This is a genomic window from Nocardia sp. NPDC004582, from assembly GCF_053602115.1.
In genome coordinates this window covers 1-16,460 of the sequence record NZ_JBSGCY010000141.1, presented here as the reverse complement: position 1 = coordinate 16,460, position 16,460 = coordinate 1, and the positions used below count along the sequence as shown (strand labels likewise).

The following is a 16,460-nucleotide window of genomic DNA, read 5'->3' as shown; positions in this document are numbered from 1 at the left end:
GGCGGCAAGGCGCTGGGCGCGCACGGGCCGGGCGCCAGGCGGCCATGCGGGTGGGAACCCGGCCCGGGGTCGGGAGCCGAGCGGCCGGACCTGCTGGTGTTGTCCGACACCCTGGTGCCCGATCCGGGGCTGGTCGCCGACCTTATGCGCCATCGCATTCCGCACCTGCAGCTCCGGATCCGCGACGGTCGCGGGATCGTGGGCCCACTGGTGCTACCGGGCGAAACCGTGTGCCTGCGATGCGCGGACCTGTTCCGCACCGCGGCCGAACCGGCCTGGCCGCAATTGGCCGCGCAGCTGCTGGGCCGGGTCGGGTGCGCTTCCCCGGCGGTGGCCGCGCTCACCGCGGCGCTGGCGCTGCGCGAGATCGAGACCCTCGCGCGCGGGCGCGCCGACCAGCCACCCGCGAGTTTGAACGCCACCCTGGAATGGGACCCGGACACCCCGCGGCTGGATCGGCGGACCTGGCCGCCGCACCCGGACTGCGGTTGCGGCGCGGACGCGGAGGTGTGATGGAAACCACTCCCCCTCGTCACCCGGCAGAACACCCGAATCCCATGGCGGACCGTCTGGGACATCGGCATGATGGGAACGTGTCAGAGATTGTGAGCAAGCGCTCTTCCCGCAATGCCAAGCTGGCCAAGATTCCGCTCGGCATCGCAGGGCGGGCGGCCGTCGGATTCGGCCGCAAACTTGCCGGGGGAGACAAGCAGGAGATCAACGCCGAGCTCAATCAGAAGGCCGCCGAACAGCTGTTCGCCGTGCTCGGAGAGCTCAAGGGCGGGGCCATGAAGTTCGGCCAGGCGCTGTCGGTGATGGAGGCCGCCGTCCCCGAGGAGTTCGGCGAGCACTACCGCGAGGCGCTCACCAAACTGCAGGCCGCCGCGCCGCCCATGCCGGTCGCGGCCGTCCACCGCCAGCTCGATCAGCAGCTGGGAACCGGTTGGCGGCAACGCTTCCGGGAATTCGACGACCAGCCCACCGCCTCGGCGAGCATCGGCCAGGTGCACAAGGCGGTCTGGTCCGACGGCCGCACGGTCGCGGTGAAGGTGCAGTACCCGGGCGCCGACGAGGCGCTGCGCGCCGATCTCAAGACACTCAACCGGATGGCGGGCATGATGGGCGCGCTGATCCCCGGCGCGGAGATCAAGCCGATCCTGGCCGAGATCAGCGAGCGCACCGAGGAGGAGCTGGACTACCGCATCGAGGGCGGGCACCAGCGCCAGTTCGCCAAGGCGTTCAACGGGCACCCGCGGTTCCTGGTGCCGAAGGTGGTGGCCAGCGCGCCGAAGGTGATCGTCACCGAATGGCTCGACAATGCCACCCCGGTCTCGCGAATCATCCAGCAGGGCATGGCCGATCCGGAAGGGACGGTCGAGCTGCGCAATCGGGTGGCGGCGCTGATGGGCGAATTCCATTTCAGCTCACCGGCCATCGCGGGACTGCTGCACGCCGATCCGCATCCGGGCAACTTCATGGTGCTCGAGGACGGGCGGCTCGCGGTCATCGACTACGGCGCCTGCGCGCCGCTGCCCAACGGCTTCCCCAAGATCCTGGGTGAACTGGTGGCGCTGGAGGTCGAGGAGCGCTTCGACGAACTGGTGGCGCTGCTGCACGACCACGGCTGGGTCATTCCCGGAAAGACGGTGAGCATCGAGGAGATTCAGGACTATCTGCGTCCCTTCACCGACCCGATCAAGACCGAGACCTTCCACTTCACCCGCCGCTGGATGCAACGCGTCGCGGGCAAGGCCACCGACATCTCCAATGCCGAGATGATGAAAACGGCCCGCTCCCTGCAGCTTCCGGCCGAACACGTGATGATCTTCCGGGTCCTGGGCGGCTCGGTCGGCATCTGCGCCCAGCTCGACGCCGAAGTCCCCTTCATGAAACTGATGAACGACTGGGTCCCCGGCTACGCCGAAACCCGCCGCGCGGCTTCGTAAACGGAGGGCTTCCAAGAAGCGCTCGCCCCGGCGCTCCGGCGGCAGGGGTTTCAGGGGAAGCCCCTGAGAACTACGAGAGTTATTGTCAGCAGACGCAAAACGACCCGCCTACCTCCAGGTAAGCGGGTCGTATGCGTTCAATTCCCCCGGATGCCGGGGCGGTCATGCCACCGTGACCTTGCGCGGGCGGCCACGCGGGCGCTTGCGGGCGATCACGACACCCTGGTCGAAGATCTCACCGCCCCAGACACCCCACGGCTCGGCACGATCCAGGGCGGCCGACAGGCAGCCCTGACGGATCGGGCAGCTGGCGCACAGCGCCTTCGCCTCTTCCAGCTGGGCCGGGGCCTCGGCGAACCACAGGTCGGGGTTGCCGGCGCGGCAGGGGACATTGATGGTGACGGCCCGGCGGGTGCGGGCGGTCGTGTTGGCCACGGTGTTGCGGCATGTCACTCGTTCACGGATGACCGTGGTGGACACGTCGTTCTCCTTCAGCTCGTGCATCGGTCGTTCGTAGGTTTCGCGAAACCGGTGCCGGTGGCTGGAGGCCGATAAAACTATGGCCACGGTTTCGCGTCTGTCGCGATCCGTGGCCAGGAGGTCTGGGAGGTGAATCCCTACCTGAGTCGACTTCGGTGTCGACTCCTGTTCACGGACGCTGGGTCGGTGGTGTTGGGGCGGGCTGCCAGCAGATGCACCGGTCGCTCGGATCCGGTTGCGCCTGTGACGGTTTCGACGGCCGAGCCGATGACGGTGTCAACGACTGCGGTTGCCGGGTACCAATTGCCCTTGGGCTTGTCCTGCTTGATCACGATCTGCTGATCCGCTTGGGCTTTGCTTGCAAAGACCTGAAGACCAAGATCGCCACTCACGCCGGACATACGAATCCCCTGCGAGGCGAGGACCCCGAGGGAGACGGGCGCAACGGACATGACGGACGCCATGCTGACGCGGCCGGCGGTGATGCCGGTCGTCGCGATGCCTGCGTTGCTGTTCATTGGTCTGCCTCCCTCCTTCACTCGTTTGCGATCAGTGCTTGGTGCGCGCGGGGTCTTCCCCTGTGCACCTGAACCACATTAGGTATCCATACAGATACGCACAACCTATTTTTGACCTGCGGTTTTCGACCTCACAACGGCGAGCACCTCCGCGCCGTAGGTTTGGAGCTTCTTCGCGCCGATGCCGGGTATCGCGACCAGGGCACGATCGTCGGCCGGGCGTTGTTCGGCGATCGCTGTCAAGGTCGTATCGCTGAACACCACGAAATGGGGCAGTTTGAGCTCATCGGCTTTTTCGCGGCGCCATTCCTTCAGCGCCTCGAGCAGTCCGGTGTCGATGTCGGCGGGACAGCGCGAGCACCGGCCCAGCATGGTGGCCTGGGTATTGAGCAGCGGGCGGCCGCAGATGCGGCAGGTCGGGTGGACCCGCTTGGGGCCGCTGGGCCGCTCGGTGGTGTGGGTGGCGATGCGCGAGGCCGGGGAATCGTCGGGAACCAGGCCGATGAGGAACCGGGAGCGGCGGCGCACCTTGCGCCCGCCCGCGGAACGGGCCCGCGCCCACGACAATCGGAGGTGCTCACGCGCCCGGGTGACGCCGACATAGAGCAGGCGGCGTTCCTCCTCCAGCGCGGCCTCGTCGGACACCGTCGCGTCCGGACCGAGGACGTGCTGGATGGGCAGGGTGCCGTCGGCGAGGCCGACCAGGAAGACGGCGTCCCATTCCAGGCCCTTGGCCGCGTGCAGCGAGGCCAGCGTGACGCCCTGCACCGTCGGTGGGTGCCGGGCCTCGGCGCGCGCGGCCAGCTCACGCAGCAGACCGGACAGATCGAGTTCGGGCTCGGCCTCGGCCAACTCCTCGGTGAGGGCCACCAGCGCCACCAGCGAGGCCCAGCGCTCCCGGGCCTGGACGCCGACCGGTTCCTCCTTGGTGAGCCCGACCCCGGCCAGGGCCGCGCGCACCAGCGTCACCAGCTTGGGGCCGCGGGCGTCGGGCAGGTCGTCGCGATTGGCGGCGGTGCGCAGCGCGGACACCGCCTGCCGCACCTCCGGCCGCTGGAAGAAACCCTCGCCGCCGCGCACCTGGTACGGAATGCCCGCCTCGGTGAGTGCCTGTTCGTAAACCTCCGACTGCGCGTTGATGCGGTAGAGGATGGCGATCTCCGCCGCGGGCACGCCCTCGCTCAGCAGTGTGGCGATCGCCTTGGCCACGGCGGCGGCCTCGGCGGGCTCGTCGTCGTATTCGGCGAAGGCCGGTTCCGGGCCGTCGGGGCGCTGGCCGATGAGCTGCAGCCGGGTGCCCGCGATGCGGCCGCGGGCCGCGCCGATCACCCGGTTGGCCAGCGACACCACCTGCGGGGTGGAGCGGTAGTCGCGTTCCAGCCGGACCACGGTGGCCTCGGGGAAGCGACGCGAGAAGTCCAGCAGGAAGGCCGGACTCGCGCCGGTGAACGAGTAGATGGTCTGGTTGGCGTCGCCGACCACGGTCAGGTCGTCGCGGTCGCCGAGCCAGGCGTCGAGCACCCGCTGCTGCAACGGGGTGACGTCCTGGTACTCGTCCACCACGAAACACCGGTAGCGGCCGCGGAACTCCTCGGCCACCGCGGAGTAGTCCTCGAGCGCGGCGGCGGTGTGCAGCAGCAGGTCGTCGAAGTCGAGCAGCAGGCCGTCGGGGGTGTTCTTCAGCGCCTCGTAGTAGGTGTAGACGGCCGAGACCTTCTTGGCCTCGTAGGGCACGTCGCGGTGGCGGCGGGCCGCCTCACCCGCGTAGTCCTCGGGTGCGATGAGCGAGCCCTTGGCCCATTCGATCTCGCTGATCAGGTCGCGCAGGCTGTCGGTGTCGGTGGGCAGGCCGGCACGGCCCGCGGCCTGGGCCACGATGGGGAACTTGCCGTCGATCAGCCGCCACGGCACGTCGCCGACCACCTGCGGCCAGAAGTACTTGAGCTGCCGCAGCGCCGCGGCGTGGAAGGTGCGGGCCTGCACCTGCCCGGCCTCGCCGCTCAGACCCAGCGCCCGCAACCGGTTCCGCAGCTCCCCCGCGGCACGGGCGGTGAAGGTCACCGACAGCACCTGGTCGGCCCGGACGTGCCCGGCCGACACCAGGTGCGCGATGCGATGGGTGATGGTGCGGGTCTTGCCGGTGCCCGCGCCCGCCAGCACGCAGACCGGTCCCCGGGGCGCGCGCACGGCCGCCGCCTGCTCGGCATCGAGGTCGTCGAGCCGGAGCTGGGCCTGGGTGGTCGCGGCAGTCACGCGCTCCATCATGACAGCGGAGTCCGACAGGGATGGCGGCCATCCGCGTGGCGGCGCGAAACCGGAGCGCAACCCCGCACAGCCGCGGCGTCGCGAAACCGCGATTCAGTCGCGGTCGCGCAGGCGGCGGAGCGCCTCGGTGAAGCGCGGGGTCTGTGCGCCGAGGGGTTCGAAGAAGTCGCGGTCACAGGTTTCGACCGCGCCGATGGCCCGATTGACCAGGGCGGCACCGGATTCGGTGGGGCGCAGGGAGCGGGCGCGTTTGTCGGTGGGATGTTCGTGGCGTTCGAGCAGGCCCTTCTGTTCCAGCGTGCGCAGGACCTGGGAGGTCATCATGGGGTCGGTGGCGGCTTGATCGGCGACGTCGCGCTGGGTGACGGGGTCGCCGCCCGACCGGCCGGTGAGCCAGGTCAGGGAGGCGAGCAGGACGAACTGGACGTGGGTCAGGTCGAAGGGGGCCAGGGCGGCGCGCTGGGCGGCCTGCCAGCGGTTGGTCACCTGCCAGAGCAAGAGGCCGGGGCTTTCGTCCGCGTGCTCGAATTCGGTGTGTAGTCCGTCATTCGCCATCACCGGCCGACCATAGCGCGGGAGATGACCGCGAAATCGTGGGCGGTGAGTTCGACCAGGCCGCGCCGCAGCACGATCCCCCAGTTCGGGACGCTGGTCAGGTCCAGTTCACCGCGCAGCGTGTCGATGGGGGTCTGGCGGGCGGTGCGGTCGTAGTCGACGGCGCGCCGCCAGGGGCGGAAGCAGCCGCCTTGCTCCTCGACTTGCCAGGCCGGGCCCTCGGCGATGGTGCCGAGGGCGGTGAAGGCCTTGATCTGTTCGCCTTCGCGCATGCCGGTGCGGGGCGAGTAGTAGACGAGTCCGTCCCCGGCGCTCATGCGTTCCACGGCGGCGCGTTTGCCGTGATTGGCTTGTGCGAAGCCGAGTTCGACGCCGCGGCGGACGTGGTCGCGGGAGACCACGGCGAGCCAGTACCGGGTGCTCATACCAGCACCGCCTCGGCGGCCGCGACCAGTGCGTCGACATCGCGCTGCAGGGATTCGCGCAGGCCGCCGCCCATGATCTTGATCCACAGGCCGCGCAGCGGGCCCTCCATGGTGACGCGAACGGTGACGGTGGTGGCGCCGGCGATGGTGGCGACCTCGTGGGCGAAGATCAGCCGCGCGCCGAGCAGCTTGGACGTGTCGATGAACTCGGAGTCGGTGAGCTTGGTGATCACGAACTTGGTCTTGGGCCCGCCCTTGGGCTTGAGGACGCCGGTCGCGCCCTGGACGAAGGGGCCGTCGAGGGTGACCCATTCGGTGTCCTGGTTCCACTCGGGCCAGGTGGCCATGTCGGCCCATTTGGTGAAGAAGGCGGCGGGAGCGGCGGTCGAGGTGGCGGAGGCTTCGGCGATGAACGTCATGAAATTAGTATGCGCGCTTACTATTTGTTCGTCAACCCCCGGTCCGCGATCGGTTCCCGGCCACCGTCGATCCGCTCACAATCGACCCCGCGGCAGGAACACGATCAGCGGTGAGTATGTTGCATCGACCGTGACTGCTACCGATCTGACCATGTACTCGACGACCTGGTGCGGCTACTGCCGTCGCCTCAAGACCCAGCTCGACGAGGCCGGGATCACCTACGAGGTGATCGACATCGAGGACCACCCCGAGGCCGCCGAGTTCGTCGGCAGCGTCAACAACGGCAATCACGTTGTGCCGACGGTCAAGTACCGCGACGGCTCGACCGCCACCAACCCCAGCCTGCATCAGGTCAAGGAAGCCCTCGCCGCCCTCGGCTGAGGCACACCAACTCGCGGAACTCTCAGGGGCTTCCCCCGAACGCCCTTTCAGGGAAGACGGGGGCCAAGCCCCCGAACCCCCTTATGCGCCCTCAGTTTTCGGCGGCCCAGGATTCGACGATGGTCCGGGCGATCGAGATCGAGCCCGGCAGGAGCAGTTTCGCCGCGCCGCCGGTGGCTCCGGTGGGCGATCCCCACGCGCCCGAGGCCAGCGCCTCGCGCACCTCGGCCCTGGTGAACCAGTACGCTTCGGCGATCTCGCCGTCACTGAAGGCCAGGGGCTGGTCGGGGTCGCCGACCGCGGCGAAGCCGAGCATGAGCGAGCGCGGGAACGGCCAGGGCTGGCTGCCCAGGTAGCGGATCTCGCGGACGTCGACGCCGACCTCCTCCTTGATCTCGCGTTCGACGCAGCGTTCCAGGGACTCCCCCGCCTCCACGAATCCGGCCAGCAGCGAGAACAGGCCCTGCGGCCAGGTGTGCTGACGCGCCAGCAGGACGCGGTCGCCGCCGTCGTGGATGAGGCAGATGACGGCCGGGTCGGTGCGCGGGAAGTCCTCGTGCCCGGCTTCGCTGATCCGGGACCAGCCGCCGTTGGCGGGCGTGGTGGGGCTGCCGTCGACCGGGCTGAAGGCGGCCTTGTCGTGCCAGTTCAGGACGGCGATGGCGGTGGCCAGCAGGCCGGTGTCGAAGTCGTCGAGTTCGAAGGTGGCGCCGAAGGCGCGCAGGTCGGCCAATTCGCCCTCGATGGTGTTGTCGCGCACCGCCCACAGGTGGATGTCGCCGTCGACGCCGAGGAAGACGGCCTCGGGGGCCCGTTCGGGGGCGAGGGTGAGCGCGGCCTCGAGCACCACGCCACCGTTGTCGACGCGGACCTGGCCGCGCTTGTTCATCCGGAGGAGTTTGGCCTGGGGCCAGCCCTCTTTCAGCGCTTGTTCGTCGGAGCGGAGGTGTTCGGCGCGGTCGAGCGAGGTACGCGACAGCACCGGAACGGCATTGAGCTCAAAAGCTGACACACCCCGAGACTAGACGGGCGCCCCGATCAGGCGTGGACGCGCCGCAGATACAGCAGTTTGTCGTGGGCCTCGAGGGCGTCGGTCTCGGGATCGCCGACCCGGATGAGGTTGCCGTCGCGGACCACGCCGAGCACGATGTCGCGCAGGTGGCGCGGGGAGCCGCCGATCTCCTCGGTCTCCACGTCACGTTCGGCGATGGCGAAACCGGCGTCGGGGGTGAGCAGGTCCTCGATCATGTCGACGACGGTGGGCTTGGTGGTGGCGATGCCGAGCAGCCGGCCCGCGGTCTCGGAGGACACCACCACCGAGTCCGCGCCGGACTGGCGCAGTACGTGGGTGTTCTCGGCCTCGCGGACGGCCGCGGAAATCCTTGCCTTGGGGTTGATCTCGCGGGCGGAGAGGGTGACCAGCACCGCGGTGTCGTCGCGGTTGGCGGCGACCACGACGGCCGACGCGTGCTGAACCCCGGCCAGCCGCAACACATCCGACTTGGTGGCCGAGCCCTGCACGGTCACCAGTCCGGCGTTGGCGGCGAATTCGAGCACCTGCGGGTCGGTGTCGACCACGACGATATTGCCGGGCTGTTCGCCGTCGGCGAGCATGGCGTCCACGGCCGTGCGGCCCTTGGTGCCGTAGCCGACTACCACGGTGTGATTACGCACGGTGCGCCTCCATCGCTGAATCTTGAACGCCTGCCGGGATCGTTCGGTGAGCACGGACAGGGTGGTGCCGACCAAGACGATGAGGAACAGGATCCGCAGTGGCGTGACCACGAGGATATTGATCAGCCGCGCGGTCGGGGTGACGGGGGTGATGTCGCCGTAGCCGGTGGTCGACAGGGAGACCGTCGCGTAGTACGCGCAATCCAGCAGGCCCATGTGCTCGCGGGCGTTGTCGTTGTAGCCGTCGCGGCCGACGTAGACGACCAGGGTGGCCCCGACCAGCAGCACTACCGCCAGGCCGAGTCGCCGCAGCAGCGAATACCAGGGACTGGACTGCGCGGACGGGATCCGCAGCACACCGACGAGCGCGAAGTCGGGCCGATCGGTGAGCCCGGCGAGTCCGCGCGAGGAATCACCCGACACGCGAATCACCGTTCATTTCTGGCACTTCTGGCAGCGGCACAGGTCCGGAGCGTACCGGGCCGACCAGGGCGTGGTGGTTCCCAGCGGGGCGCGTCGCGAACTCGGGCCGCGACCCGGGAGTCATCCCCGGAGGTCCGGCGGCAGGGACTCCGGGTCCGGTGGCGGCTCGAAATCGGGCGGGAAGTCGAAGTCGGACAACGGGAAGTCGAAGTCGGGCAGGGGATCCCGGAGTGCGCCGGACCGGGAGCCGGTGTCCCCAGCCAGGGACGGCGTGAGATCCGGCGGCGCATCCGGGCCGGGTGTCGCTTCTGAGCCCGGTGACGAGCTGTCGTCCTCGACCCCGGACGCTCCCGGGGACGCCGGGTGTTCCCGGGTTCGGGGGCGCGCCGAAGCGGGCCGGGGGCGCAGCAATTCGACCTCGACGGGTTCGGTGGGCCCGGGGTCGTCGTAGTCCGGTTCGTCCAGCAGCGGGGGTTCGTCGGGGAGCGGCGGTTGCGTTGGCACGCGTCGGGGGGCCGCGCTGGTGATGATGGCTGCGAGCTCGGCCGGGCCGGGCAGGTGCGCGGGCGCGATGGTGCGGCCGGAGCGGACGTAGTGGAAGGCGGCGTAGGTCTGGGCCAGCACCTCGGCTTCGGGGCGGCCGCTGCGGGCGGCTTCCAGCCGGGCCCAGGCCAGCCGGTAGACGGCCAGCTGCACCGCGACCGAATCCGCTTCGCCGCGCCGGGGTTCGGCGCCGGTCTTCCAGTCCACGATCACCCAGGCCCCGTCGGGGCGGCGGAAGACGGCGTCCATGCGGCCGCGGATCACGGTGCCCGCGATGGTGGTCTCGAAGGAGATCTCGACCTCCACCGCGTTGCGGTCGGCCCACGGGGAGGCGAGGAAGGCTTCCTGGAGTCGCATCAGGTCGGCGTCGGTGTCGGTGGTGTCGGCGGCGCCGGGCAGTGTTTCGAAGCCGAGCAGGCGCGCGCCCGCGAACCAGCGTTGCAGCCAGGCGTGGAAGGCGGTGCCGCGGCGGGTGTAGGGGCTGGGCGGGTAGGGCAGCGGGCGGCGCAGGCGCGCAGCGAGTTTGGCGGGATCGGCGCGCAGGTCGACCAGGGCGGTGGCGGCGAGCTGGCCGGGCAGTTCGACCTCGCGGATCGATTGTTCGGCGGCGCGGTGCTCGGCGATGAGGGCGTCGACGTCCTCGGCCCAGCCCTCGGGGTCCTCGTCGCGGGGATCATCGTGAGAAGCGTCGTCGTTCTCGGAATCGGTTGCCGCGCCGCCGAATCCGGGGCCGAAGTCGAGTTCGATCTGTTCGGGCCGGGATTCGTCGCGCAGCGCCTCGAGGGCGGCCTTGACCAGGGCCGCGCCCTCCTCCACGAATTCGCGGCGGGCGCCGAGCGGGTCGCGGGGCCAGGTGGCGGTCTGCGGGTTGTCGGTGAAGGGGTTGGGGGTGCCGGGCAGCGGCGGGTCGTCCCAGCGGTCGATCGACACGCCGCCGGACAGCGCCGAGCCGGGCGTCTCGGTCTCGTGCTTCAGTTCGAGCAGGAACCCGGAGGGGCCCTTGGGTTTCGAGCCCGTCTCGGCCCAGTGGTGGGCGGAGACGAACAGGGCGCGTTCGGTGCGGGTGAGGGCCACGTAGAACAGCCGGCGTTCCTCGTCGAGGCGGCGGGCGGCGAGGGCCTTCTTGTGCTCGTCGAGGGCGCGTTCGAGGTCGGAGCGGTCGTAGAGGTCGTTCAGGTCCAGGACGGGCACGCCGTCGGTGGCGTCTTCCTGGACGCGGTCGCCGCGCAGCGAGGTGGGGAGTTCGGCGAGCGCGCCCATCCAGGTGGCGGTGCCGGTACCGGACGGGAAGGTGCCGTCCACCACGTGCGGGACCGCGACCACCTCCCATTCCAGGCCCTTGGCGGCGTGCACGGTGAGCACCTGCACCCGGTCGTGGGCGACCTCGACTTCGCCCGGCTCCAAACCGTTCTCGACCTCCTCGGCGGCGGCGAGGAAGTCCAGCAGGCCGGTCAGGGAGGAGCGGTGGTCGGCGGTGTATCCGGCCACCACCTCCGCGAAGGCGTCGAGGTGTTCGCGGCCGGCGGCGGCGTGGGTGCGGCGGGCCTGGGTCTCCACGCCGACGCCGATGGTGCGTTCGACATCGGCGACCAGTTCGGCCAGCGGCTGCCCGGAGCGTTCGCGCAGCGCGCCCAGTTCCCGGCCCAGCGCCACGATGCGGGCAAACCCCTGCGGCGAATACTGTTCCGCCTCACCGGGATCCGCGATGGCGTCGCCGAGACCGGCCTTCTCGGCGGGTTCGGGGGCGACCTCGCGCAGCGCCTCGTCGAGGGTGGCGGTGTCGGTGATCGCGTCGGTCTGCCCGGCCGGGCGGCGAATGGACAGCTCCCGGGCACGGCGGGACAGGGCGGCGATATCGGAGACGCCGATGCGCCAGCGCGCGCCGGTCAGGATGCGCACGGCGGCGCTGCCCGCGGCCGGATCCGCGATCAGGCGCAGGGTGGCGACGATATCGGCGACCTCGGGCGTGTGCAGCAGTCCGCCCAAGCCCACGATCTCGACCGGCAGCCCGCGTTCCCGCAGGGCCTCGGCGAGCGGCGCGGCATCGGCATTGCGCCGCACCAGCACCGCGGAGGTCGGCGGCGGATTCTCCGCCTCGGCCGCCTCGGCCCATTCGGCGGCGATCCGTTCGGCCACCCAGTCCCGTTCCATCGCAACGGTTTCCGCCAGAGCCAGCGCTACCAGTCCGTCGGTGGCGTCGGGCCGGGGCCGCAGCGCGTCCACCGTGACTCCCCCGCCCCGCGCCGCCCGCTCACGCAGCGGGTCCGATACCAGGTTGGCCAGGTCCAGTGCTTCGGGCGGATTGCGCCAGCTGGTGAGCAGCGGTAGCACCGGCGCGGGAACCCCTGGCGCACTGGGGAAGTCGGTGGTGAACCGCGGCAGATTGGCCGCCGACGCCCCGCGCCACCCGTAGATGGACTGCATGGGATCACCGACGGCGGTCACCGCCAGCGGCTGCCGTCGCGCCCGTGCGGCGATCGAATCGGCCGGTTCGTCGTCATCGGCGCGAGTGGGCCGCCGCGCCAGGTCTCGACCGTTCTCCCGAACCCGTCCAGGGTGCACCGCGTCGCCGTCTCGCACCGCCGCACGGTCGTTCGACAACGCCGCCGCATCCCCTGACAGCGCCGCCGTATCCGTTGTCAGGGTGGCCGGGTCGCCCGACGCCGCAATGGATTCCGGACCCACGGCGGCCGCGCCGAACAAGGAGGAGAGCAGGATGCGCTGGGAGTGGCCGGTGTCCTGGTACTCGTCGAGCAGCACCAGACGGAAGCGGTCACGTTCCGCCGCACCGACTTCCGGGTGGTTGGCGGCGAGGCGGGCCGAGAGGGACATCTGGGCGCCGAAGTCGAGGGCGCCGCGGCGGCGGAGTTCCTCGGCGAGGCGATCCACCAAGGGCAGCAGGGCCACTCGGTCCTGCTGCGCGTCGACGACGTCGGTGAGCGCCCGTTTCGGGCCGCCCTTCTGGCGGGGTCCGGCGGGCAGGGTGTGGACGAGGCGGTCCAATTCCAGGTGGGCGGTGGCCAATTCGTCCGGCCGGACCAGGTGTTCGGCGAGCTGGCCGGTCAGGGCGAGGACGGCTTCGGTGACGCCGACGGGGCTGCGATCGGTGTCCAGGTCGCCGTCCCAGGTGGAGACGACGCGGTAGGCGAGCTGCCACAGCTGGGTCTGGGTGAGCAGGGTGGCGGTGGGTTCGACCGGCAGCAGCAGGCCGTATTCGGTGAGCAGGCGGCCGGCGTAGGAGTGGTAGGTGCTGATCTCGGGTTCGGCGGCGGCGAGCTGGGCGCGCAGCTGCCCGCTGGGGTCGAGGTCGCGGACGACGGGTGCGCCCGCGAGCCTGGCGAGACGGGTGCGGATGCGGGTGGTGAGCTGCTGCGCGGCCTTGCGGGTGAAGGTCAGGCCCAGCACCTGATCGGGTTCGACCAGGCCGTTGGCCACCATCCACACCACGCGGGCGGCCATGGTCTCGGTCTTGCCGGCGCCCGCTCCCGCCACCACCAGGGTGGGGCCGGGCGGGGCGGCGATGACGGCGGCCTGTTCGTCGGTGGGCGGCGGCAGGCCCAGCGCGTCGGCCAGTTGTCGCGGGGTGACGCGGCCTCCGGCGGCCAGGTCGTCGCCCGCCACGGGTTCGCCGTCGGATGCGGTGGTCACTCGTCGGTCACCTGGCGGCCGCGGTCCTGCACCGGGCAGCTGCCCGCCACCCTGCAGTGGCGGCAGCCGTCATTGCGCATGGCCAGGTAGCTGGGACCTTTCGAGGCCTCGGCGGCGTGGTGCACGATGTCGCGCCAGCTGTCGACGCCGGCGGCGTCCAGCGGCGGCTGGGTGCGCTGGGTGGCGCCTTCCTTGGCATGGGGTTTGGCGACGTAGACCAGGCGGGCGCCGCCGGGTTCGCCCTCGCCGAGCGCGCCTTCGGCGGCCGCGACCTGGTAGGTGGCCAGCTGGGCGTGCTCCTCGGCGGCCTGCTTGGAGATGGGGGTCTTGCCGGTCTTGACGTCCACGATGACGAAGCGGCCCTGGGCATCTCGCTCCACCCGGTCCACCCGGCCGGTGATCCGCACCGGCAGCTCGCCGGGGCCGCGGGCGGGCAGCACGCAATCCACCGGGACCTCGACGCCGATGGCGGTGAGCTCGTCGCGAGTGTTGCGCAGCCAGGCCAGGAAGGTGTCGACCATGGTCTCGGTGCGGCGCAATTCCGCCCGGGAATGCCAGTTCTCGCCGTCGCGGGCGGTGGGGTCGACCTTCTTCCACGCCTTCACCAGGGCCTGCTTCACCTGGGCTTCGCTGACCTGCCCGGCCAGGGCCTGCACCAGGGTGTGCACCAGGTTGCCCTTGAGGGCGTGCGGGTTCTCGGCGTCGCTGCCGCCATGGCGTTCCAGCGCCCAGCGCAGCGGACAGGTCTCGAGCTGGTCGACGGTGGACGGGGACAGCGAGATGACCCCGGATTCGCTGTCCCACAACGGATTGACCGAGGACAGCTCGGCGGTGCCGTACCAGTCGTCGGGGTGCGCGCCGCGTACGCCCGCCTGGGCGAGCCGCGCCAGCTGCCGGGCGGCGCGGGCCCGGCGTTCCGGCGCGGAGTCGGGATCACAAGCGGCGGTGCGCAATTCGGCGATCAGGGCGTGCATGGCGAGGGCGCGGCCCGGGTCCACGGGCGGCGGAATCCGGCCCGGCTGTCCATCGGCGGCGTCGGCGTCCAGTTCGCCCAGGAAGCGCGACGGCACCAGATCCTGGTCCCCCGTGACCGATTCGACCGCCGTGACCAGCAGCGATCGCCGGGCCCGGCTGCACGCGACCAGCAGCAGCCGCCGCTCCTCGGCCAATAGCGGCGCGGACCGGCTCACCTTCTCCCCCGCGCCGCCCACGCCCGCGAGCAGGTCGACCAGTTCCTCGACGCCCAGCAGGGTGCCGCGCAGCCGCAGGTCGGGCCAGATCCCCTCCTGGACGGCGGCGACCGCCACGGTGTCCCACTCCTGGCCCGTGGCCGCGTGCGCGCTGCAGATCGTCACCGCCTCACCCGGGTCGGTGATCGGCGCGTTGTCCTGTGGGATCACCTGCTGCTCCAGGTATTCCACGAAACCCTCGACGGTGGCGCGCGGCAGCCGGTCCACATAGGCCGCGGCGACCTCGAACAGCCCGACCACCGCGTCGAGGTCGCGATCGGCCTGCATGCCGCCCGCGCCGCCGCGCTCGGACTGGCCCACCCAGCGCCGTTCCAGGGTGGAGGCGGTCCACACGCCCCACATCACGTCCTCGAGTCCGGCTCCTTCGCGCCGCAGCTTGCGCGCCCGGCCCAGTGCCTTCAGCACGCGCCGCAGGGGCGCGGCCTCCACGGGGGTGAGTTTCTCGAGCACGACGCGGTTCCCGGCGCCCACCAGCAGATCCCGGAGGATCTCGGCCGACGACCGGTCCAGATCGGCGAAACGATCGGCATCCGCGTCGAAGTCAGCGGCGAGCCGTTGCGGCGGTGCGCTCGAGTCCGACTCCACCACAACGGGTTCCACCGCGTAGCCGGGCACCGTGGCTGCGTCGTCCGCGACGTCACGATGCGGATAGCCGAGCTCCATCACGGTGCGCCGGATACCGCGCCGCAGTCGGCGCAGGCTGATCTGGTCGGCTCCGCCCAGCGGTCCCGCCAGCAGGTCGAGCGCGTCGTCCGCCGTGAAGGCGATGGGTCGCGGGTGCCGGACGGCGGTCGGGTCACCGGCGGTGATCGCGCGCAGCGCCAACAACATCCAGGCCGCGCCCCGCCGCCGGGCGAGCGGGACATCGGCGGGCGGCTGCCGGACCGGCACCCCCGCGGCGAGCAGGGCCCGGCGCAGCGGGGCCAGGGACAGCGGGACCGAGCGGACGATCACGGCCATGCGCGACCAGGGCACGCCGTGCGTGAGGTGGGCACGGCGCAGGTGGTCGGCGATCAGCGCCGCTTCCTTGGCGGGTGTGGTGAGCACCTGCACCCGCACCTCGCCCTCGATTTCCGGGGCACCCCAGTGGGTTCCGGACATTTCGGACATGAAGCCATCCCCCGCGCTACCGGGACGACCCGCGCCGTCGCGAGGGAGTCCGGTGTGCGCGCCGGGCGGGTTGCGGTGGGTCGCCGAGCCGGGGAGGCGGGCGGCGATGCGGTCGGCTACTTCCTGGACAGCCACGGCCGAGCGGTGGTTGCGGCGGAGGACGATGCGGCGCTCGGCAGAGGTGCCGGGGTCGGCGGCGAAGCGGGGGTCGGCGCCACGGAAGGTGTAGACGGCCTGGTCCGGATCGGCGGCGATGATGGTGGCGGCGTTGCCCGAGCCGAGCCGGCGGATCAGTTGGGCGGCATGGGGATCGAGGTGCTGGGCGTCGTCGACGAGGACGCAGTGCAGCCGATCGCGTTCGGCGGCAAGGAGTTCCGGGTCGGCGTGGAAGGCGTCGAGGGCGGCGGTGACGAGTTCGGCGGCGTCGAGGGCGGGCGCGCTGGCCTCGGGCACATCCATGCCGACCGACCAGCGCAGCATCATGATCTGCTCATATCGTTCGGCGAAATGGCCGGCGGCGACCCATTCGGGGTGGCGATGTTCGCGCCCGAGTTCGATCAGATCCTCGGGTCCCAGACCGCGTTCGGTGGCCCGCAGCATGAGGTCCCGCAATTGTTCGGCGAACCCCGCGGCGGTGAGCGCCGGATGCAGACGTTCGGGCCAGCCGGCGGCGCCGTCGGCGAGGTCGCCGCGCAGCAGTTCGCGAATCACGATGTCCTGCTCGGATCCGGTCAGCAGGCGCGGCGGCGGATTGCCGTGGGCGGCCGCGAAGGCGCGCAGCAGCCCGAACGCGTAGGAGTGGGCGGTCCGCACCAGCGGCCC

The 16,460-nt window shown here is 71.0% G+C and carries 12 protein-coding genes and 1 pseudogene; 3 read left to right on the top strand and 10 right to left on the bottom strand.

Annotation, left to right across the window (positions count from 1 at the left end):
- Window positions 1–513, top strand: a pseudogene (locus ACWELJ_RS28210) (hypothetical protein); the annotation flags it as partial.
- Window positions 514–557: 44 nt separating this feature from the next.
- Window positions 558–1,946 carry an ABC1 kinase family protein gene (locus tag ACWELJ_RS28205; protein WP_452369153.1) on the top strand — a complete coding sequence of 463 codons (1,389 nt, stop codon included), beginning with the start codon at window positions 558–560 and terminating at the stop codon, window positions 1,944–1,946.
- Window positions 1,947–2,108: 162 nt separating this feature from the next.
- On the opposite strand, the gene ACWELJ_RS28200 is transcribed toward ACWELJ_RS28205, so the two are convergent.
- From ACWELJ_RS28200 to ACWELJ_RS28175, 6 genes are all read right to left on the bottom strand, one after another.
- On the bottom strand, window positions 2,109–2,450 hold the full coding sequence (locus ACWELJ_RS28200) for a WhiB family transcriptional regulator (RefSeq protein WP_357086867.1): 342 nt from the start codon (window positions 2,448–2,450) through the stop codon (window positions 2,109–2,111).
- 113 nt (window positions 2,451–2,563) lie between these two features.
- Complete coding sequence (locus tag ACWELJ_RS28195) at window positions 2,564–2,944, bottom strand: hypothetical protein (RefSeq protein WP_452369152.1); 381 nt, start codon at window positions 2,942–2,944, stop codon at window positions 2,564–2,566.
- Between the two features lie 105 nt (window positions 2,945–3,049).
- Complete coding sequence (locus ACWELJ_RS28190; protein ID WP_452369151.1) at window positions 3,050–5,206, bottom strand: ATP-dependent DNA helicase UvrD2; 2,157 nt, start codon at window positions 5,204–5,206, stop codon at window positions 3,050–3,052.
- A 96-nt stretch (window positions 5,207–5,302) separates the two neighbouring features.
- A complete protein-coding gene (locus tag ACWELJ_RS28185; protein ID WP_452369154.1) occupies window positions 5,303–5,764 on the bottom strand; it encodes a MarR family winged helix-turn-helix transcriptional regulator in 462 nt (153 codons plus the stop codon).
- A complete protein-coding gene (locus ACWELJ_RS28180) occupies window positions 5,764–6,189 on the bottom strand; it encodes an EVE domain-containing protein (protein WP_452369150.1) in 426 nt (141 codons plus the stop codon). The genes ACWELJ_RS28185 and ACWELJ_RS28180 overlap by 1 nt, the downstream gene beginning before the upstream one ends.
- Complete coding sequence (locus tag ACWELJ_RS28175) at window positions 6,186–6,608, bottom strand: SRPBCC family protein (RefSeq protein WP_452369149.1); 423 nt, start codon at window positions 6,606–6,608, stop codon at window positions 6,186–6,188. The genes ACWELJ_RS28180 and ACWELJ_RS28175 overlap by 4 nt, the downstream gene beginning before the upstream one ends.
- Window positions 6,609–6,738: 130 nt before the next feature.
- Between ACWELJ_RS28175 and ACWELJ_RS28170 the strand changes: the two genes are divergently transcribed.
- Window positions 6,739–6,990 carry a mycoredoxin gene (locus ACWELJ_RS28170; RefSeq protein WP_452369148.1) on the top strand — a complete coding sequence of 84 codons (252 nt, stop codon included), beginning with the start codon at window positions 6,739–6,741 and terminating at the stop codon, window positions 6,988–6,990.
- A 91-nt stretch (window positions 6,991–7,081) separates the two neighbouring features.
- On the opposite strand, the gene nudC is transcribed toward ACWELJ_RS28170, so the two are convergent.
- The 4 genes from nudC to ACWELJ_RS28150 form a co-directional block, all read right to left on the bottom strand.
- On the bottom strand, window positions 7,082–8,002 hold the full coding sequence (gene nudC, locus ACWELJ_RS28165) for an NAD(+) diphosphatase (RefSeq protein ID WP_452369147.1): 921 nt from the start codon (window positions 8,000–8,002) through the stop codon (window positions 7,082–7,084).
- Between the two features lie 26 nt (window positions 8,003–8,028).
- Entirely contained in the window at window positions 8,029–9,087 is a 1,059-nt protein-coding gene (locus ACWELJ_RS28160; RefSeq protein WP_452369146.1) for a potassium channel family protein, read from the bottom strand.
- 120 nt (window positions 9,088–9,207) lie between these two features.
- Window positions 9,208–13,278 (bottom strand): ATP-dependent helicase, encoded by a 4,071-nt coding sequence (locus ACWELJ_RS28155; protein WP_452369145.1) that lies wholly within the window; start codon window positions 13,276–13,278, stop codon window positions 9,208–9,210.
- The coding region (locus ACWELJ_RS28150) for an ATP-dependent helicase (RefSeq protein WP_452369144.1) at window positions 13,275–16,460 on the bottom strand (3,186 nt) is incomplete at its 5' end. The genes ACWELJ_RS28155 and ACWELJ_RS28150, both read right to left, overlap by 4 nt.